Raw genomic sequence first — 19,040 nt, forward strand, 5'->3', positions numbered from 1 at the left:
GAGGGTCCTTTTTGTTTATAAACTAAAATCCACCATAAAGAATGCTGATCGGGGAGGAAATTTAACATGAGCTACCATATAGAAACGCAATTTGCACAACTGGGAAACCGCAGTGAAGATACCACAGGGACCGTGAATCCACCGGTTTATTTTTCAACTGCGTACCGCCACCATGGAGTCGGGGAATCGACAGGCTATGATTACACCCGAACCAAAAACCCGACCCGCGCTGTATTGGAAGAGGGTGTTGCAAAGCTTGAGCAGGGAGATGAAGGCTATGCGACAAGTTCCGGAATGGCAGCCGTTCAGCTTGTCTTATCCCTTTTTAAACAAGGGGAAGTGATCCTTGCATCAGACGATATTTATGGCGGAACGTATCGTCTGCTTAAGCATTATGAAGAAGCATACGGTATTCAGACAAAATATGTGGATACAAATGACCTGGAGCAAATCAGCAGAGCTATTTGTCCAAACACAAGAGCTATTTTTGTCGAAACGCCTACCAATCCTTTAATGCATGTTTCAGATATTGAACAGGTTGCAAAACTTGCAAAGGATCATCAGCTGTTAACGATCGTTGATAACACGTTTTTGACCCCTTACCTGCAAAAGCCTCTTACACTTGGTGCAGATATAGTCATCCACAGTGCGACCAAGTATATTGGGGGACATAATGATGTGCTCGCAGGTCTGGTTGTCGCAAAGGGTGAGCAGATATGTGAACGGCTTTTTGCGATTCATAACGGAGCAGGAGCTGTTTTAGCACCTCTTGATTGTTGGCTTTTAATGAGAGGACTTAAGACACTTTCCCTGAGGATGGACCGCCATCAGGAAAACGCCAGACAGGCTGCCCGATTTTTAGAGAACCAGCCTGGTATAAAGGATGTGCTTTATCCAGGCATTGGAGGAATGGTTTCTTTCCGGTTAGAGAACGAAGAATGGATTGATCCATTTTTACGGTCGTTAAAATTAATTACATTTGCTGAAAGTTTAGGCGGTGTTGAAAGCTTTATCACCTATCCCGCAACGCAGACGCATGCAGATATCCCAGTGGAAGAAAGGCTTGAGAGAGGCATTTGCAACCGCCTGCTTCGGTTTTCAGTAGGAATTGAACATATCGATGATTTAACACAGGACCTTGCCCAGGCAATAGCGATTGTACAAAAGGAGGAAACGAAAATATGACCGATCATAATCAGTTTGATACAAGATTAATCCATCAGCCGCAATTTCGTGATAAGCATACTGGTTCAGTAAATGTTCCGCTGCATTATTCATCCACCTTTCATCAGGAATCCATCGACGAATTTGGCCCATTTGATTACAGCCGTTCGGGCAACCCAACAAGACAGGCGCTCGAAGCAGCGATTGCAGAGCTTGAAAACGGCGCACAGGGATTTGCTTTTGCGTCGGGGATGGCAGCCATTTCTTCGGCATTCATGCTGTTGGAGGCAGGGGATCATGTGCTTGTATCCAAGGATGTATACGGAGGAACTTTCCGCATCATTACACAGGTTCTTACTCAATTTAACATTGATCATACCTTTATTGATATGACAGATCTGGATGAAACGGCTCGAAATGTACGCCCGAATACAAAAGTAATCTATGTAGAAACGCCTTCCAACCCGTGTTTAAATATTACAGATATTGAGGGTGTAGCCAAGGTGGCCAAAGCAAACGGGTGTTTAACATTCGTTGATAACACCTTTATGACACCGCTTCTTCAGAAGCCTTTGGATCTTGGAGCGGACCTTGTCCTGCACAGTGCCACTAAATTCTTATCAGGTCACAGCGATGTCGTTGCAGGTCTTGCCGTAACAAAAAATGAGGAGATCGGAAAACGACTGGGATTCGTTCAAAATTCATTTGGCTCTATTCTGGGGGTGCAGGATTGCTGGCTGCTGCTCAGAGGCATGAAAACATTGAGCGTACGCTTAAAGCAGTCATCTGAATCTGCCAGAGATATTGCACAATTCCTGCATTACCATCCTGCCATTGAGGAAGTTTACTACCCTGGATTTTCGTTCCATGCAGGTTATCCAATCCATCGCAGACAGGCCACAGGTGCGGGTGCTGTGCTGTCATTCCGATTGCCTTCAAAGGATTGTGCACGCGTCTTTGTGGAACATATGAAGATCCCGGTATTTGCAGTCAGTCTGGGAGCGGTAGAATCCATTCTTTCTTATCCTGCTACGATGTCCCATTCTGCTATGCCGCTTGCGGAGCGTGAAAAACGCGGGATTACAGACGGTCTGCTGCGGTTATCAGTCGGACTTGAACATGTGGAAGATTTATTAGATGACATCAAACAGGCACTAGAAGCAGTAGAAAAACATGTACCGGCCGTTCATGCCTGATATAAAAGCCTGCAAAAGCTGATAAAGCTTTTGCAGGCTTTTTTGCTGGATAGCCGTCGTGTTTAACCTTTTCAATTTAAAGGAAGAGAGGAAGTAATGAAAAATAACGGAGGGATTAGATGGTATATTCAGATCAGGCATTAAAAGATGAACATATCCTAGTAACCGGTGCGACGGGCGGGATAGGGTATGAAACAGCTAAAATAGCCGTTCAATGCGGAGCGGTTGTGACAGTAACAGGGCGAAACGAAGAGAAGCTTGAACGTTTAAAACAAGACGTTGAAACACTGCAGGCAACGGGAAAACTGATTGTCATACCAGCGGATTTAAACGATGCTAAAGACCGGTCCCGCCTGGTAAAAGAAGCCTGTGAAAAGGGTGGAACCCTCACAGGACTGGTTAATTCTGCGGGCATTTCAGGCGGAGATACGCTGGATAAACTAAACGAAGAGGATTTAAGAAACGTGATGGAGCTTAATTATTTCTCAACCGTGCTATTAACACAGGAAGTGTACGAACGAATGCTTTCGGAAAATAAAGGAGCTGTGGTAAATGTCTCCTCCTTATCAGGCTTGAGAGGGACTCACGGAGGCACAGCCTACAGTGCATCAAAATTTGCCATCATCGGTTTTACTCAATCGTTTGCAGTTGAAGCGATCGAACATGGCATACGGGTTAATGCAGTATGTCCGGGCTATGTCGATACCGAAATGGGACGAAGCGCGATTGAGAAAAAAGGCAAATCAGCGGGGCGGTCGTTTGAAGATCAATTGAAAGAGACAGAAAAAGGACTGCCGTCAGGGCGCATTACACAGCCAGATGAAGTAGCCAAAAGCATCATTTTTCTCTTGTCCGATGCTGCAGAAAATATAGTAGGCGAGTCAATGAAATTATCCGGTGGAAGTGTTATGAGATAATGTACAGCCCCGGCTATACCAATCTCCTTTTAGGGGGTTGGTATTTTTTTGTCTTTTTATCTGTGAAATTGGGAATTCTATGTAACAGACGCAGGGTTTAATCTTTCCATTTAATTCTTGTATTAATCATTTAGTATGCTAAAGTAAAATTGTTAAATCGAGTCTTAATACTCTTGTTCGACACCCAATGAAGAATCCGGCGATTGATCGAATCGTTGCCAATAATAAAAACAGCAGGGAGGAAGACCGAATTGAGCAGTGATACCATTATCCGGTTCGACCGCGTTTCACACCAATTTGACGATACGGTTGTATTGGATCAGGTCAGCTTTGAAATAGAAAAAGGGAAATTTTATACGTTGCTGGGACCGTCGGGCTGCGGGAAAACCACAATCCTCAGACTAATAGCAGGTTTTATGCAGCCTGCGAGCGGTTCTGTTTATTTTAATGAAAAGATAATAAATGATGTACCTGCAAATAAAAGACAGGTTAACACGGTCTTTCAGGACTATGCCTTATTTCCTCACCTGAATGTATTCGAGAACGTAGCATTCGGACTGAAAATCAAAAAGGTAAAACAAGCGCAGATTAAACAAAAGGTGAAGGACGCTTTGAAATTTGTTAATCTCGAGGGATATGAGCAGCGTGAAATAGCAGAAATGTCCGGTGGGCAGCGTCAGCGTGTGGCCATTGCCAGAGCGATTGTAAATGAGCCTGAAGTAATATTGCTTGATGAACCGCTGTCAGCACTGGACCTGAAACTGCGAACTGAAATGCAGTATGAACTTCGCGAGCTTCAGCAGCGATTAGGGATTACATTTATCTTTGTCACGCATGACCAGGAAGAGGCACTTGCTATGTCGGATGAAATTTTTGTGTTAAATAAAGGTGTGATTCAGCAAAGCGGGACACCAATGGATATTTACGATGAACCAATTAACCGCTTTGTAGCGGACTTTATTGGCGAATCGAATATTACTTCCGGAATTATGATAGAAGATTTTAAAGTCTCATTCGCCGGCAAGGAGTTCACTTGTGTGGACCGAGATCTGCAGCCAAATGAACCGGTTGAAATCGTTATTCGTCCTGAAGATCTTGCGATTACAAATGAATCAGCCGGCAAGCTGAAGGTGAGAGTGGATTCGCAGCTTTTCCGGGGCGTGCATTTTGAAATCAGCTGCTTTGATGAGTTCGATAATGAATGGCTTGTCCATTCCACGAAACAGGCGGCTGTTGGGGAACGCATTGGTTTAACCTTCGAGCCGGAGGCCATCCATGTGATGCGCTTTAATGAATCGGAGGAAGATTTCGATAAACGGCTGGAAGGTTACGCGGAGACAGATCATGTCAAATAAATCAAAAAATCTCTTTTTGATCCCTTATGTCTTTTGGATTGCCCTTTTTGTGATTGCCCCTCTTGTGCTCGTGCTTTTCTATTCTTTTAGAGGGCTGGATGGCAATTTCACATTAAGCAATTATGCGAATTTTTTTTCCTCTACGTATTTACAGCTGACAGTAAGCTCATTCTGGTACGCGTTTCTGATTACACTATTCGCATTTCTAATTTCTTATCCAACCGCTCTACTGTTAACGAAAACGAGGCATAAGCAGCTATGGCTATTGCTTATTATTGTGCCATCCTGGATTAATATTTTATTAAAGGTGTATGCTTTTTTGGGGATTTTCGGGACGTACGGTCTCGCCAATGCGCTGCTTGAAGTGGTGGGAATCGGATCAAAACAAATTCTGTTTACTGATTTCAGTTTTGTGTTTGTTTCTGTTTATATTTTTATTCCCTTCATGATTCTGCCGATTTATAATTCGCTTGATAAACTAAGTCCAACTCTCGTGGATGCTTCCAGAGACCTCGGCGCTTCTTCATGGAAAACCTTTCGCCATGTGATTTTTCCACTTACCATTGACGGTGTAAAAGCAGGCTGCCAGCTGGTGTTTATTCCTTCTCTGTCGCTCTTTATGATTACGCGACTGATCGCAGGGAATCAGGTCATTACACTGGGTACCGCAATTGAACAGCACTTTTTAGTGACACAGGACTGGGGCATGGGCGCAACAATTGCCGTGTTCTTAATTATCGCGATGATCTTGATTATGTTTTTAACCGGAAACAGAAAGCGGGGGCTGATGAATGGGAAAAAAGCGTAAATGGCCCGCCGTTTATTTGGCAATTGTGTTTGCTGTTTTGTATGCCCCAATTTTTTATTTGATGTTTTATTCATTTAACAGCGGAGGCACAATGTACAGCTTTGAGGGCTTCACACTGGATTGGTACCGCGAAGTATTCCAGGATACAAGATTGCTTATTATTGTATTGAATACTGTCATCATTGCCTTGCTGTCAGCCCTGATCTCAACGATTATCGGCGTATTTGGGGCACTGGCAATTATGTATGTGCGAACGCAGCGGACCAAAAACACACTGCTTTCTTTAAATAATGTATTGATTGTCAGCCCGGACGTTATTATTGGGGCATCCTTTTTAATATTGTTTACGTTTATCGGGATTAAGTTAGGCTTCGTTTCAGTATTGCTGGCTCATATCGCCTTTAGCGTTCCAATTGTTGTCATTATGGTGCTGCCGAAGCTTCAGGAAATGAGTCCGACTTTAATTGACGCTGCAAGAGACCTTGGAGCAAGCCGCCTGGATGTGTTGACAAAAGTTGTTCTTCCTTATATCACACCGGGCATTTTTGCAGGATTTTTTATGGCGTTAACTTATTCATTAGACGATTTTGCTGTTACGTTTTTTGTGACAGGAAATGGTTTCACAACGCTGTCTGTTGAAATTTATTCTTTAGCAAGACAGGGAATTTCCCTTCAAATTAATGCGCTGTCCACTCTGATCTTTCTGGTCACACTTGGTCTGGTGACGGGCTATTACTTTATCAGCAAGCGAAGCGGCGGACTCGCTGGAATGGGGGTTCGAAAATGAAACAGCTGGTGCGCATGTTTATAATTATCCTGTTTGCCGCAGGTGTCCTCTTAGTTCTGGTCAATCGTTTAAACACCTCACAGGGTTTATCAGGAAAAAACACTCTTACTGTTTTTAACTGGGGAGATTATATTGACGAAGAGCTGATCCGGGAGTTTGAAGAAGAGACGGGCATTCGTGTAATTTATGAAACCTTTGATTCAAATGAAGCCATGCTGACAAAAATCGAGCAGGGGGGAACTTCTTATGATGTAGCGGTGCCCTCAGAGTACACGATTGCCAAAATGGTCGAGGAAGAACTGCTGATACCCCTTGATCATCAACAGCTCCCTAATATGAAGCACTTAATCCCTGACTTTATGGATTTGTCATTCGATCCAGGAAATCATTACTCGATTCCTTATTTTTGGGGGACGGTAGGGATTGTCTATAATAAAGAAATGGTGGGAGGCAAAACATTTACGAGCTGGGATGATCTGTGGGACAAAGAGTTTCGAAATGATATCCTTCTGGTAGACGGTGCCCGGGAAATTATGGGAATGAGCTTAAATAGTTTAGGTTATTCGCTAAATACAAGGGATGAAACAGAACTGCAGGAAGCAAAGCATAAGCTTAACGAATTATCCCCTAATATTAAAGCGATTGTCGGTGATGAAATCAAAATGCTTATTGGAACCAACGAGGCGCCAATAGGGGTGGTATGGTCCGGCGAGGCAGCTGAAATTATGTACGAAAATGATGATCTTGATTATGTTGTGCCTGAAGAAGGATCCAATCTGTGGTTTGATAATATGGTCATTCCAAAAACAGCGGATAATGCAGAGGGAGCCCATCAATTCATCAACTTTATGCTGGAACCCGAGCATGCGGCGCAAAATGCTGAATACGTAGGCTATTCCACGCCAAATAAATCAGGCTATGAACTGCTCCCTGAGGATATTTCGGGGGATGACCGCTTTTACCCTGACCCGGAGATTACTGAAAAGCTGGAGGTTTACGATAATTTAGGCAAAGAAATGCTTGCCCGTTATAATGAACTGTTTTTGGAGTTTAAAATTGATTTGAGGTAAGATGCAGGGAAAAGGTGTAAATTTTTTAGAAAGAAGCTGGAAACCCACCATTCACTGAAAATCTAAGGAGTTAATTCAGCAACGGCGGTTTAAACAGCTTTCAAATTATCCGATTATTATATTAAGGAAAATGAACCTGTTTTTTTGCAGAGTCATTTTCCTTATTTTAATAACACCGTAAAATACTAAAACTTAGGTTAATTGTAGCGGAAGGCGGGACTCCTGCGGGATGAAGCGTGACAGGTGAGACCCCGCAGAGCTGGAAGCTCGAGGAGGCTCACCGCACGCCCCGCGGAAAGCCTCGCCTGCAGCGGAAATTAACCGGTCCCTTTTTAAAAGTTTTTGTTCCCGCTTTTTCTTTCATTCACAAATGATAAACGTTTAAGTGAGAGGCTGAATTGGTAAAGAAAACAATCAGCAGGATACCGGTGAAAGGAGTTTTTTCATGGATGCGAATCTGGTTATTTTATTGCTTTTAATCGGCTATGTCGTTTATACGATTGATCGTCATGCCAAGGCTTTCCCGCAGCCTCCAATCCTTGTTTTAATCGGTTTTGGACTTTCGTTTATTCCTTTATTCGGTGAATTGGAGCTGACGGAAAAAACATTATATGAACTGTTTCTTCCCGCATTATTATTTATCTCAGCTTACAAGTATTCACCTTCTGCCCTTAGGAAAAATGCTGGAATTATTGCTCTGTTAAGCACAATTGGCCTGGTTGTAACGATCGCCTTGCTGGGAGCGGCTATTTTTATGATTACCGGTCCGTTTGTCAGTATTTCACTGGTTGGCGCATTTATTATTGCATCTATTCTCGCACCGACCGACCCTGTATCGGTTACGGCTATTTTAAAGCAATCATCAAGTAAAGAAGGAATTGCAGATATTGTAGAAGGCGAGTCTATGATTAACGACGGGACGAGCATTGTGATTTTCACAACGCTTTTTACCATGTTATCAACGGGAAAAAGCATCACGCCTTTATCCGTGCTGGGAGAATTTTTTCTCGTTTCCCTGGGAGGCATTTTGATCGGTTTGTTTTTTGGCTGGCTTGTCAGCAAAGCTGTTCATTACACTCATCATAAAGAATTCCAGGTTATGCTGAGTATCATCATGGCCTACGGACTCTTTTATCTTGCTGAAGGAATTGGTGTCTCAGGGGTTCTTGCTACGGTAGCGGCAGGAATAATGCTTGCCTGGGAATTTAACAATACCAATAAAGAGGATCACTATCTTGAAGCGCTGGATGGCTTTTGGAATATTGTTGAACCAACTCTGCTGTCAGTGGTTTTTTTAATGATCGGGATCATATCAATCAACTATATTTCCATTGATCATTTATTTATTGGAACGATAATCTTCCTTGCATCCCTGTTAATCCGTTATATGGTAACAGCTGTTTCTATGAAATTGGTTCCTTCGACAAGAAAAAAATTCGGCTTAAAAGAGTCTGTCATCATCTCATTTTCAGGTGTAAAAGGGACAATGTCTGTCGTACTGCTGCTCATTTTGGAAAGCGCACAAACCGAACATATCGATGCTTATATCTCCATCTCCTTTATTGCTATTATGCTGTCACTTATTATTCAGAGCTTCGGCATTTTCCCGTTAACAAAAAAGCTGATGAAGGAGTAAATGTTACGATGTCACCTGCAAAATATTGTGGGTGATTTTTTTTGAATAAAAAAATCATTTGTAAATAAAATGAAATAATAGTATACTACATTACAACACTAATGTACTATGTTAGATAGGGGGTGTGGAGATGATCCTCAATACCGATGGAACAAAGCCCATCTATGTCCAAATCGCAGAATGGCTTGAAACAGAAATCTTGCAGGGAAAGTTCAAAAGCGGAGATAAAATTTATTCTCAATATCAGCTAGCCGATTTGCTGAATATTAATCCGGCCACTGCGGCAAAGGGATTGACGATTTTAGCAGACGAACAAATACTTTTTAAAAAGCGGGGGTTAGGAATGTTTGTAGCGGATTCAGCCAAAGACTTGATCAGGCACAGACGAATTAATCAAACGTTAAAAAAACTTGTGGAAGAAATTGTGGAAGAGGCAGCCCATCTGGGTGTGAAAGAAGCAGAATTATTTTCCATGATTACAGAGGCACAAAAAAATAGAAAGGAGGAAGAATAATGAATGTGATTGAAAGCAGTAATCTGGTTAAATCCTTCGGTCAAAAAGCTGTTTTAACTGATCTTTCCTTCAGCATTAAGGAAAATACAATTACAGGCATCATAGGACGGAACGGAGCAGGGAAAACGACACTTCTTAAAATTCTGGCTGGATTTATTCATAAAAATTCGGGGGAAGTGAAGGTGTTTGGCGATCAACCATTTAATAGTCTGCTCGTATCAGCGAACAGTATTTATATCGATGAATACATATTTTATCCACAGTCCATGACCCTTGAAGATATCCTCAAACAAAATAAGCGATTTTATAAAAAATGGGATGATACTTTGGCATACCGTCTATTTAATTATTTTTCCTTTGACCCGAACCAACTTCACAGCAGTCTGTCGAAAGGACAGAAAAACACATTTAATGCCATCGTCGGTCTTTCATCAAGGTGTTCCTTAACCATGTTTGATGAACCTACAACCGGAATGGATGCGTCAGTCCGTAAAGATTTCTATCGCGCTCTGCTAAAGGATTACCTTGCGTATCCCCGCACAATTCTTCTGTCCAGCCATCATCTTGATGAAATTGATGATTTACTTGAAGAAGTTCTGCTTATTAAAGACGGACAAAAACATCTTCAATTGCCGGTTGAGGAGTTAAAGGAATATGCAATGAGTGTACAGGGATTCAAGGAAGAAGTAGAACAATGGACACAGAATCAGCAGCTTATTTTCCGTAAAGAGGTCAGCGGTAATGCAGCTTTTGCTGTTATACGGAATACGTTTACTAAGGCTGACAAAGAGAATGCAAGAAAGCTTGGTTTGCAGTTTAGCAAGGTAAATGCAAGCGACTTATGTGTGTATCTGACAACCCCACAAGAAGGAGGGATTGATGATGTCTTTAAGTAATGTAAGCCTTGGGGAAACGATTAAAAATCAGTATCTATATAAAATAACTTCATATTCAGATGCAGTTAAATCATTAATGATCGTCCAGTTGATCGCGATAATGTTCACCGTTTCGATGGTAACATCTATAGGCAGCATGGGGGATGGGCTCATGCATATCACTATTAATGAATATACCATCGATGCAACGATTGTTTTCATGATCCTGTGGGTTTTTATCACCTCTATTTTGGTGACGACGAAAAGCTATCAATATGAGGATTTTTCTTTTGTCACAAATCGGTTGAGCAGCCAGCTGGCCAATCTTTTGTTTTTGCTGACAGCAGTTACTGCAGGAGTAGTCTCGACCATAATGAGCAGTTATCTGATATATTATATCGTCCTGATCATTTCAGATAAGCAGTTGCTTGGCGGTGTAAACATCTTAGCAAGCGGAAGCGAAATGTCTTTTACTGCAATAGTTATCTTTTTATATATGCTGCTCGCAAGTTCCGCTGGATATGCAGCAGGAGCCCTAACACAAATAAGCAGACTTTTTATCCCGCTCCTGTCTGCCGTTTTGGTTATGGGATCCATTTTCTTTGCTAATTCCACCTTTTTACGAACCTTTTATTCTTTTTATTTTTCAGAGTCATCTCTTTTATTATTTAGCGCAAAATGCCTGGTCACTTCAAGCATACTTTTCGCAGCAGCTGTATTCATCATGCAGAGCAGGGAGGTGCGGAGCTGATGGTAGTTATTTGGCTTTTAATCCTGCTTGTTCTGTTTCTGTTTATAAAAAGCAGACCCGGAATAAGCAAACGACGGATTTCGGGCAATAATATCCTCAAACTGTTTTTAGGGTATATGGCCGTTTTACTTATCGCAACGGTCGCCTTTTACATTTTTCCTTTTGCAGAGGTGCCTGATAACGAAATAGGTGAACAATCTCATGAACCACTTTCTAAGCAGGGTGCAGAGCTGTATAACTTAAGCACTCAAGGCGATTTCGATAAAATCGACCCTGCCTTCTTAAAAAGCACGCAAGAAATTTCGTATAATAAAAATGAAATTACAATAGTTGAAACGTTAACTGAGCAATCGGCCTTTCAAATAGTGGTAGAGAAAAAAGAAAGTGACGACGGGATGATTGAATTACGCTATTACGAATCTCCTTATCGGCTGATGAATGTAAATATATCAGACCAAATTTCTAAAATAAAAACTGAAATCATAGAAGATAATCTGCTGATAAATTCAGATGGGCGACCTGAATTATCGTACTCAACAATTTCGAAGCCGATGATACTCTCACAATTCCAAGGGGACAGAGAGGATAAAATGTTCAACGAAATTAATTATACCGAAGGCACAAGGGTGCTTCATGTAAAGGTGCCTGGAAATGTGGAAGTAACGAATGAAAAAAATGAGTTTATCCATTTCCTTGATTGAGTTTATATCATAAAAATCAAATGAGGGGCAGTATCGTATTTGATAAATGATGAATACGAAATTATCAGAAAAAGGTTGACTTAGGGTTCCGTTGTGAACTATAATCCTCAACAAGAGATTACAAAACAGACAACTTAATATACTCTTATCCAGAGTGGCGGAGGGACTAGGCCCTGCGATGCCCGGCAACCAACGAATGTATCCACGTTCGGAAAGGTGCTAATTCCTACAGATCAAAGCGTGGTCTGAAAGATAAGAGGAGGACAAAACCCTCTTCTTATGAAGGGGGTTTTTCCTGTTTCTTTTCCCTTTTCCGGCTCGCTGACCCATTACCCTTTACTATTAAAGCTAATGAAAAATGTTGGAATGGAGCGATGACAATCATGACAAATCCCGCACATCAATACGGAATTGAAACCTTACTGCTTCATGGCGCTACAAGTGCAGACCCGACAACGGGGTCAAGGGCAGTTCCTATTTATCAAACAACCTCATATGTATTTGACAGCTCGGATCACGCACAAAAGCTTTTTTCCCTTGAGGAGCCCGGGAATATCTATACCCGCCTCGGCAATCCAACCGTTGCTGCATTTGAAGATCGAATTGCTCTTTTAGAAGGAGGGGTAGGGGCTGTCGCCGTATCGTCCGGAATGGCTGCTATTACTCTTGCGATCTTAAACCTGGCAGGAGCGGGGGATGAAATTGTTGCTGCCACTGATCTTTATGGCGGAACCTATAATTTGTTTTCCTCCACGCTGCCCCGCTACGGGATCAATGTAAAATTTGTAGACCCGAAAAACCCGGAAAATTTCCGGGAAGCCATCACCCCGAAAACAAAAGCTGTTTTTGCGGAAGTGATCGGAAATCCAAGCTTGCATGTATTGGATATTGAAAAGGTAGCAGAGGCAGTTCATCAGGAAGGCGTGCCGTTAATTGTTGATAGTACCTTTGCCACGCCATATCTAAACAAGCCAATTGAGCATGGTGCGGATATTGTTGTTCACTCAGCTACTAAATGGATCGGCGGGCATGGCACTACGATTGGCGGGATAGTGGTGGATAGCGGGAAATTTGATTATGGCAATGGGCGTTTTCCAGATTTCACACAGCCGGATCCAAGCTATAATGGCCTGCGTTTTGTGGATTTGGCAGAGGCGGCTTATATTGCAAAATTCCGGGTTCAACTGCTGCGTGACATTGGTGCGTGCCTGAGCCCGCAAAATGCCTTCCTGCTGCTGCAGGGACTTGAAACATTGCATTTGCGAATCGATCGTCATATTGAAAACGCAGGGAAAGTGGCGCAGTTCCTGGAACATCATCCTCAGGTTGAGTGGGTGTCTTATCCTGGTCTTGAAAGTCACCCTTCCCATGAGCTGGCAGCAAAATACCTGCCTAAGGGACCCGGTTCAATTATTGTTTTTGGCATTAAAGGCGGAAGAGAAGCAGGAAGAAAGGTCATTGACAATACTGCTTTATGGTCCCATGTAGCAAATGTTGGCGATGCAAAATCATTGATCATCCATCCCGCCTCGACAACACATGCACAATTATCAGATCGTGACCTGGCTGTTGCAGGTGTAACAGAAGATCAGATCCGATTATCCGTTGGCATTGAATCAGCTGCTGATCTCATCGCTGATTTGGAGCAGGCAATTAACCAATCATCAGATGTAACTGCTTCTTTAAAAAATTAACAACAAAACCTATTTGAAATGAGTTGATTACCCGTGGATGACAAAGGTATAAAGGAAAAAGTCGGGCGGGTGGAAGACACGATCGATATAGGTCCGCTCAAACTGGAATCAGGAAAAGTTCTTGATCATGTTTCACTCCGATATGAAAGAGTGGGTAAAACCAATCTTCCCGTCATATTAATTTGCCACGCCTTAACCGGCAACCACTGTTCAGTAGGAACTGATCAGGATCCGGGATGGTGGAGAGGCTTTATTGGATGCGATTCTCCTGTGGATTTACAGCAGTATCAGGTGATAACTTTCAACGTTCTGGGAGGGTGCAGCGGTTCTACCGGTCCCGCTACTGTGCAATCCGGTCATGGGAAATACCGATTGGACTTTCCTTTTGTCAGCGTGCGGGATATGGTTCACGCACAGCATAAGGCATTGAGCATGCTTGGAATTACACATATACGGGCTGTCATTGGCGGCTCTCTTGGCGGCATGCAGACGCTTGAATGGAGTCTGCTTTATCCTGATTTTATGGATCAGGTTTTCATTTTAGCAGCGACACCTGCGCTCAGCGATTATGGAGTGGCCTTTAACCGCATTGGAATTCACGCGATTGAACAGGATCCACGATGGAAAAATGGCAATTACAAAGACTCAAGCGACGTAAAGGGATTTGAAGTTGCTCGGATGGTGGGGCTTGTTACGTACCGGAGTCCATCTTTATTTACCCAGCGATTTTTACGCGAAGAAAAAGACAGTGATAATGGTGAAAAACCCTATTATCAAGTTGAGTCCTACCTTCGCTATCAGGGTGAAAAAATTGCAAAAAGGTTCGATCCCAACAGCTATCTTTACTTGCTTTATGCAATGAATGGGCATGATATCGGCAGGAACCGGGGCGGAGCCGAAAAAGCTGCTAATCAGATTAAGGCCGAAGTAATCGGGGTTGGCTTTACAGGAGACTTACTGTACCCTCCTAATGAAATAAAATCCTTTATCCAATCAACCGAACGCGGTTATTTTCACGAAGTGGAAACGGCATTCGGACATGATGGATTTCTTGTAGAGTACGAAAAGTGGGGATCAATTATCCGCGGCCATCTTGCTGAAAGATCCACAAGATCAACCGGTTGAGAGTTCATCAATATCGATGCAGACAGATCGGGAGCAGCAAGCCGACAAGCTGAATATACTGCTACATGAACGACAAAACAGGATCTTGCTTAAGGGAAATCGTACCAGTAATGATGAAATCACTTTTTTACGAAAGCTGAGCAAAATAGGATATTTTCCATTTTAATATGGATATTTTCCAATTTTCTATCTTTTATGGACCACTAAATGTAAAAAATCCTTCTCTAATCCCGTTTAATGTGTCGTACAAAAAGGAATAATACCAAAAAAGGGATTATGGAGGGCCAGAGATGTTAATGGAAAGCAAAGATAGCAAGGGAAAGATATCGTGTAATAATGAATATGACCGATTAGAAAGAGTGTTGGTTTGTCCTCCTGCTTTTATGAAAATAGAAGAAGCAATCAATGAGACACAAAAGCACTTTTTAGATGAAAATATAGATCAGGAAAAAGCGATGGAGCAGCATAGGGAATTTATCCAGGCATTACATGAACATGGTTCAGATGTGATTCAGCTGCCGCCAATTAACAAATTCCCCGAACAAGTATTTACACGGGATATCGGATTTACGATTGGAGATACTGTATTTATCTCAACGATGGGAACAAAAATGCGTACAGGCGAAGAAGTCATTCTTCAGGATTGGCTGGAAGAAATGGGAATCAAACATGAAAAAATTGAATCCTTTGCTATAGAAGGCGGCGATGTTGTTGTCGACGGCTCAAAGGTTTGGGTAGGCGTCAGCTCCCGTACAACTGAAAAAGCAATTGAAGAATTGCAGAGCAAGCTTCCTGACTATCAGGTAATGGCTGTGCCGTTTGATTCTCAATTTCTTCATTTAGATTGCCTGTTTAATATCGTATCTCCGACCGAAGCATTGATTTATTCCAAGGCTTTTAGCAAGGAGATGGTGGAACGATTTGCTGCTCATTATACGCTTATTGAAGTAAATGACGGCGAACAATTTACAATGGGGCCAAATGTTTTATCACTGGGTGACCGTACGCTGTTAAGTCTTCCTGTAAACAAAGAAGTGAATAAAGAGCTGGCTCTTTCTGGATATAAGGTTATTGAGCTTGATATATCAGAGATTATTAAATCCGGCGGATCATTCCGCTGCTGCAGCCTGCCAATAAAACGCGCCTGATCCCAGGCGCGTTTTATTTATTAAGGCGAGAACCGGTTGATAAAATTTATTGACCAGTTAAATACTGAGATTAAAACAAAATAGCCGCAAAAATCATCCGATATGGATGATTTCTGCAGCTTACGGCATTCAATTAAAGCCCCAGCAGAGACAAATGTTTAGGTTGCAGGATAGTTAGGTCCGTCGGTTTTTTTGTTTCCTTTCACTGAACCGGTTTTTGATGAGGTGTCAATTTGTGCTCCTCGCTCATCCATTGAGCCCACTTCATACACTTCCTGAATCTGGCGCTGGATTACTTCTTCAGCAAATTCTTCGTCATATTCCGGTTTGTTGCGTGGTTCTTTTTCCATTGATAATCCTCTCCAATCTTCATAGTATGTGTTCTATTTTAGGATTAATCATTCGTCAGAAAATATACTGTGTATTTAAACCCAACTGATAAATAATCCGAAATTTCTGTAAATGATTTGATTAACCCATCAAAAGAAAATAAAATACATGATATATTTAAATTTTCCATTTTGTTATACATGGAAGTTAATTTTTGTATTTAAAGGGGAGGAATTCATATGCATGTACCATTAGTGTTAACCGATTTTTTAGACCGGGCTGTTCAGCTTTATGGCAATAAAACGGCCGTAATAGACGGAAACCGCCAACTTACATATCTGGAGCTTCAGGAAAGGGTTAATAAACTTTCAAGAGGATTGAAAGCGCTTCACATTAATAAGGGTGATAAAGTGGCATATCTGTCTCCAAATTCATTGGAGATGCTTGAAGGGTTTTACGGTGTTTATCAAGTGGGAGCCATCATGACCCCTCTAAATACCCGTCTTCGCCCGGAGGACTATCTTTTTATATTGAACCATAGTGAAAGTGAAGTATTATTTGTGGACGAAGAATTATATCCTCTGATTGAATCAGTGAGAGACCGGTTTGAAACGGTGAAAACAGTGATTATACTTGGGTCAGCAGCTCGCAGCGGCACGTATGTCTATGAACAATGGCTGGAGGAAATTCCGGGGTATCATTTTGAACGGGAGCCGCTTGAAGAAACAGATTACGCTTCACTGCTTTATACCAGCGGAACGACAGGTGATCCCAAAGGTGTTTTGCTAACACACCGGTCAAATTATTTGCATGCATTAACGACCATGCATCATTTGAGGGTGAGTGATCAGGATACGCTGCTCCATGTCCTTCCCATGTTTCATGTTAATGGGTGGGGGTCGCCATTTTATTATACTGCAAATGGTGCGACGCAGGTCATGCAGCGAAAAGTGGACCCTGAACAAATTCTGCAAAATGTCAGAGAGCATAATGTGAGCGTGATGCACATGGCACCCACTGTATTAAATATGATCCTGGAAGAATCGAAAAAAACGAATGCCCGCTTTGATCATGATCTGAGAATTGTCATTGCCGGATCTTCTCCGCCTCCTGCTTTTATAAGAAAAGTGGAAGAAGAACTGGGGTGGGAGTTTATACAGGTATATGGCATGACTGAAATTTCACCACTTGTAACAATTTCGCAAATTCGATCAAATGTTGAAGCAGCCGATAACAGGGAGCGGGCCAGATTAAAAGCAAAAACAGGGTATGAACTGATTGGAACAAAGGTGAGAGTTGTGGATGAATTGGGCGTCGAAGTGGCGCATGATGGAAAATCCATCGGAGAAATCGCTGCACGAACCAATAATGCAATGGAGGGCTATTATAAAAATGAAGAAGCCACCTCCGCAACAATAAGAGACGGGTGGCTTTATACCGGTGATATGGCCACTGTGGATGAAAATGGATTCATTGAAATAGTGGACCGGAAAAAGGATGTCATTATTAGTGGTGGTGAGAACATCTCCTCTATTGAAGTGGAAGCGATGTTCTATGAACACCCGGCAGTATTGGAAGCAGCGGTTGTCGCTGTCCCCCATGAAAAATGGGGAGAGGTTCCACATGCGGTTGTCGTGTTGCGGGAAGGTCATACAGTGACAGAATCAGATCTTATCTCGTATGCAAATGAAAAATTAGCGCGCTTTAAAATTCCAAAAGCGATTACCTTTATTGATCAGCTGCCAAAAACAGCATCAGGAAAAATTCAAAAGGTGGTCCTGCGGAAGCAGTTCTGGAGCGGAGAGGGAAAGATGGTTAATTAACAAAACAAATGCGCATTCCAATAATAGGAATGCGCTTTTTGTTTTATGCTTGCTGTGCTTGAATTTGCAGGTTGATTTTAATGTCTTCTCCTACAAGAACGCCGCCTGTTTCCAGAGCCTGGTTCCATGTCAGGCCATAGTCTTTCCGGTTCAGTTTCCCGTTTACCGAGAACCCGATTTTTTCATTGCCCCAAGGGTCTTTGCCTGAGCCTTCATACTCAACAGTGAACGTTTCCTTTTTGGTTACGTCCTTAATTGTTACGTCACCTATCAGCTCATACTCATCGTCATCCGTTTTCTTAACATCCGTTGATGTAAATGTGATCGCTGGAAATTTCTCAACATCAAAGAAATCTGCCGAGCGAAGGTGGTTATCCCGGTCCTCATTGCGGGTATCAATGGTGTTAACATCTATTCTAAAGCTGATTGATGCGGTTGAAAGGTCCTGTACATCTGCTTCTACTTCAGCTGAAAAATCTTTAAAAGAGCCTTTTACCCGTGAAATCATCATATGCTTAACTGAAAAATCCACACTCGAATGCACTGCGTCTACTGCCCATTTTTTTGTCATAAAATAATCCTCCTCAAAAGTTACAATAAGTAACTTAGTTAGTATTTGTAATTAGTATAGTATGAATTAAAAGTGGTGTCAATCTATTTTTAATAAAAAATTCTCGAATTTGAGATATTAATTTTAGAACCATAAAAACGCATTTAAAGACAATAAAAAAGCCAGCCATCATTGGCCAGCTTTACATGTGTTTAAAAAGACAGTGCTTGATCTACGAGTTAAGCCATTCATCTGCCCATTTTTGTACTTCATCTAATATGGGAGTCAGGGAGTGCCCTTTATCAGTCAGTCGATATTCAATGCGGACAGGTGTTTCTGGATAAACTTCTCGAATGATAATTTCTTGTTCTTCCAGTTCTTTTAAACGTTCGGTCAAAATTTTATTGCTGATCTGAGGGATCGGCTCGGAAATTTCTGAAAAGCGTTTAGGACTGTTCGCAAGCACACGAATGATGACGCCGTTCCAGCGTTTGCCAAGCAATTGAAAGGCTTGTTCAAACTTCGGGCAAAGTGACATCGTGGCCATACGCATTCCCTCCTTATTTGGTGCAGCCTATTTTAATGAAATAAGTTAC

At 42.1% G+C, this 19,040-nt stretch carries 19 protein-coding genes and 1 riboswitch; of the genes, 16 read left to right on the forward strand and 3 right to left on the reverse strand.

Going from position 1 to position 19,040, the window contains the following annotated elements:
- Positions 1-66: 66 nt before the first annotated feature.
- The 15 genes from E2R51_RS13925 (at position 67) to E2R51_RS13995 (ending at position 15,741) form a co-directional block, all read left to right on the forward strand.
- A complete protein-coding gene (locus tag E2R51_RS13925; RefSeq protein WP_133377690.1) occupies positions 67-1,185 on the forward strand; it encodes a methionine biosynthesis PLP-dependent protein in 1,119 nt (372 codons plus the stop codon).
- A complete protein-coding gene (gene metC, locus E2R51_RS13930; protein WP_133377691.1) occupies positions 1,182-2,360 on the forward strand; it encodes a cystathionine beta-lyase in 1,179 nt (392 codons plus the stop codon). Before E2R51_RS13925 ends, metC begins: the two co-directional genes overlap by 4 nt.
- Positions 2,361-2,479: 119 nt before the next feature.
- A complete protein-coding gene (locus E2R51_RS13935; RefSeq protein ID WP_133377692.1) occupies positions 2,480-3,277 on the forward strand; it encodes an SDR family NAD(P)-dependent oxidoreductase in 798 nt (265 codons plus the stop codon).
- A 251-nt stretch (positions 3,278-3,528) separates the two neighbouring features.
- Positions 3,529-4,632, forward strand: a complete 1,104-nt coding sequence (locus E2R51_RS13940) for an ABC transporter ATP-binding protein (protein WP_133377693.1) — start codon at positions 3,529-3,531, stop codon at positions 4,630-4,632.
- The gene (locus E2R51_RS13945) at positions 4,622-5,440 is read left to right on the forward strand and encodes an ABC transporter permease (RefSeq protein WP_133377694.1); all 819 of its coding nucleotides are present in this window, start codon (positions 4,622-4,624) and stop codon (positions 5,438-5,440) included. The genes E2R51_RS13940 and E2R51_RS13945 overlap by 11 nt, the downstream gene beginning before the upstream one ends.
- A complete protein-coding gene (locus E2R51_RS13950) occupies positions 5,424-6,227 on the forward strand; it encodes an ABC transporter permease (protein WP_133377695.1) in 804 nt (267 codons plus the stop codon). The genes E2R51_RS13945 and E2R51_RS13950 overlap by 17 nt, the downstream gene beginning before the upstream one ends.
- Positions 6,224-7,297, forward strand: coding sequence for an ABC transporter substrate-binding protein (locus E2R51_RS13955; RefSeq protein ID WP_133377696.1), 1,074 nt, complete (start codon positions 6,224-6,226; stop codon positions 7,295-7,297). Before E2R51_RS13950 ends, E2R51_RS13955 begins: the two co-directional genes overlap by 4 nt.
- A gap of 445 nt (positions 7,298-7,742) precedes the next feature.
- Positions 7,743-8,933 (forward strand): cation:proton antiporter, encoded by a 1,191-nt coding sequence (locus E2R51_RS13960; RefSeq protein WP_133377697.1) that lies wholly within the window; start codon positions 7,743-7,745, stop codon positions 8,931-8,933.
- A 130-nt stretch (positions 8,934-9,063) separates the two neighbouring features.
- Positions 9,064-9,447, forward strand: a complete 384-nt coding sequence (locus tag E2R51_RS13965) for a GntR family transcriptional regulator (RefSeq protein WP_133377698.1) — start codon at positions 9,064-9,066, stop codon at positions 9,445-9,447.
- Positions 9,447-10,343: an ATP-binding cassette domain-containing protein gene (locus E2R51_RS13970; protein WP_133377699.1), complete on the forward strand. Its 897-nt coding sequence runs from the start codon at positions 9,447-9,449 to the stop codon at positions 10,341-10,343. The genes E2R51_RS13965 and E2R51_RS13970 overlap by 1 nt, the downstream gene beginning before the upstream one ends.
- Positions 10,330-11,073 (forward strand): hypothetical protein, encoded by a 744-nt coding sequence (locus E2R51_RS13975; protein ID WP_165967231.1) that lies wholly within the window; start codon positions 10,330-10,332, stop codon positions 11,071-11,073. The genes E2R51_RS13970 and E2R51_RS13975 overlap by 14 nt, the downstream gene beginning before the upstream one ends.
- Complete coding sequence (locus tag E2R51_RS13980; RefSeq protein ID WP_133377701.1) at positions 11,073-11,774, forward strand: hypothetical protein; 702 nt, start codon at positions 11,073-11,075, stop codon at positions 11,772-11,774. The genes E2R51_RS13975 and E2R51_RS13980 overlap by 1 nt, the downstream gene beginning before the upstream one ends.
- Before the next feature lie 142 nt (positions 11,775-11,916).
- Positions 11,917-12,033, forward strand: a riboswitch (SAM riboswitch).
- A gap of 124 nt (positions 12,034-12,157) precedes the next feature.
- Complete coding sequence (locus tag E2R51_RS13985; RefSeq protein WP_133377702.1) at positions 12,158-13,468, forward strand: O-acetylhomoserine aminocarboxypropyltransferase/cysteine synthase family protein; 1,311 nt, start codon at positions 12,158-12,160, stop codon at positions 13,466-13,468.
- Positions 13,469-13,501: 33 nt separating this feature from the next.
- Complete coding sequence (metX, locus tag E2R51_RS13990) at positions 13,502-14,593, forward strand: homoserine O-acetyltransferase MetX (RefSeq protein WP_133377703.1); 1,092 nt, start codon at positions 13,502-13,504, stop codon at positions 14,591-14,593.
- A gap of 290 nt (positions 14,594-14,883) precedes the next feature.
- Positions 14,884-15,741: a dimethylarginine dimethylaminohydrolase family protein gene (locus tag E2R51_RS13995; protein WP_133377704.1), complete on the forward strand. Its 858-nt coding sequence runs from the start codon at positions 14,884-14,886 to the stop codon at positions 15,739-15,741.
- Between the two features lie 158 nt (positions 15,742-15,899).
- Here the strand turns inward: E2R51_RS13995 and E2R51_RS14000 are convergent, their stop codons facing one another.
- Positions 15,900-16,091 carry a hypothetical protein gene (locus E2R51_RS14000; RefSeq protein WP_133377705.1) on the reverse strand — a complete coding sequence of 64 codons (192 nt, stop codon included), beginning with the start codon at positions 16,089-16,091 and terminating at the stop codon, positions 15,900-15,902.
- Between the two features lie 219 nt (positions 16,092-16,310).
- On the opposite strand from E2R51_RS14000, the gene E2R51_RS14005 reads away from it, so the two are divergent.
- Positions 16,311-17,894 (forward strand): long-chain-fatty-acid--CoA ligase, encoded by a 1,584-nt coding sequence (locus E2R51_RS14005; protein ID WP_133377706.1) that lies wholly within the window; start codon positions 16,311-16,313, stop codon positions 17,892-17,894.
- A gap of 43 nt (positions 17,895-17,937) precedes the next feature.
- On the opposite strand, the gene E2R51_RS14010 is transcribed toward E2R51_RS14005, so the two are convergent.
- Both E2R51_RS14010 and E2R51_RS14015 read right to left on the reverse strand, forming a co-directional pair.
- Entirely contained in the window at positions 17,938-18,465 is a 528-nt protein-coding gene (locus E2R51_RS14010; RefSeq protein WP_133377707.1) for a YceI family protein, read from the reverse strand.
- A 211-nt stretch (positions 18,466-18,676) separates the two neighbouring features.
- On the reverse strand, positions 18,677-18,991 hold the full coding sequence (locus E2R51_RS14015; RefSeq protein WP_133377708.1) for a winged helix-turn-helix transcriptional regulator: 315 nt from the start codon (positions 18,989-18,991) through the stop codon (positions 18,677-18,679).
- Between the last annotated feature and the right edge of the window lie 49 nt (positions 18,992-19,040).

The organism is Jeotgalibacillus sp. S-D1, assembly GCF_004358665.1.
In the GTDB taxonomy this organism is placed as follows: Bacteria; Bacillota; Bacilli; order Bacillales; family Jeotgalibacillaceae; genus Jeotgalibacillus.

What these genes read in the sequence shown, in the direction of transcription:
- E2R51_RS13925 (WP_133377690.1), top strand. Translation starts at nt 67, where the DNA reads ATGAGCTACCATATAGAAACGCAATTTGCACAACTGGGAAACCGCAGT.
- metC (WP_133377691.1), top strand. Translation starts at nt 1,182, where the DNA reads ATGACCGATCATAATCAGTTTGATACAAGATTAATCCATCAGCCGCAA.
- E2R51_RS13935 (WP_133377692.1), top strand. Translation starts at nt 2,480, where the DNA reads ATGGTATATTCAGATCAGGCATTAAAAGATGAACATATCCTAGTAACC.
- E2R51_RS13945 (WP_133377694.1), top strand. Translation starts at nt 4,622, where the DNA reads ATGTCAAATAAATCAAAAAATCTCTTTTTGATCCCTTATGTCTTTTGG.
- E2R51_RS13950 (WP_133377695.1), top strand. Translation starts at nt 5,424, where the DNA reads ATGGGAAAAAAGCGTAAATGGCCCGCCGTTTATTTGGCAATTGTGTTT.
- E2R51_RS13955 (WP_133377696.1), top strand. Translation starts at nt 6,224, where the DNA reads ATGAAACAGCTGGTGCGCATGTTTATAATTATCCTGTTTGCCGCAGGT.
- E2R51_RS13960 (WP_133377697.1), top strand. Translation starts at nt 7,743, where the DNA reads ATGGATGCGAATCTGGTTATTTTATTGCTTTTAATCGGCTATGTCGTT.
- E2R51_RS13965 (WP_133377698.1), top strand. Translation starts at nt 9,064, where the DNA reads ATGATCCTCAATACCGATGGAACAAAGCCCATCTATGTCCAAATCGCA.
- E2R51_RS13970 (WP_133377699.1), top strand. Translation starts at nt 9,447, where the DNA reads ATGAATGTGATTGAAAGCAGTAATCTGGTTAAATCCTTCGGTCAAAAA.
- E2R51_RS13975 (WP_165967231.1), top strand. Translation starts at nt 10,330, where the DNA reads ATGTCTTTAAGTAATGTAAGCCTTGGGGAAACGATTAAAAATCAGTAT.
- E2R51_RS13980 (WP_133377701.1), top strand. Translation starts at nt 11,073, where the DNA reads ATGGTAGTTATTTGGCTTTTAATCCTGCTTGTTCTGTTTCTGTTTATA.
- E2R51_RS13985 (WP_133377702.1), top strand. Translation starts at nt 12,158, where the DNA reads ATGACAAATCCCGCACATCAATACGGAATTGAAACCTTACTGCTTCAT.
- E2R51_RS13995 (WP_133377704.1), top strand. Translation starts at nt 14,884, where the DNA reads ATGTTAATGGAAAGCAAAGATAGCAAGGGAAAGATATCGTGTAATAAT.
- E2R51_RS14000 (WP_133377705.1), bottom strand. Translation starts at nt 16,091, where the DNA reads ATGGAAAAAGAACCACGCAACAAACCGGAATATGACGAAGAATTTGCT.
- E2R51_RS14005 (WP_133377706.1), top strand. Translation starts at nt 16,311, where the DNA reads ATGCATGTACCATTAGTGTTAACCGATTTTTTAGACCGGGCTGTTCAG.
- E2R51_RS14010 (WP_133377707.1), bottom strand. Translation starts at nt 18,465, where the DNA reads ATGACAAAAAAATGGGCAGTAGACGCAGTGCATTCGAGTGTGGATTTT.
- E2R51_RS14015 (WP_133377708.1), bottom strand. Translation starts at nt 18,991, where the DNA reads ATGGCCACGATGTCACTTTGCCCGAAGTTTGAACAAGCCTTTCAATTG.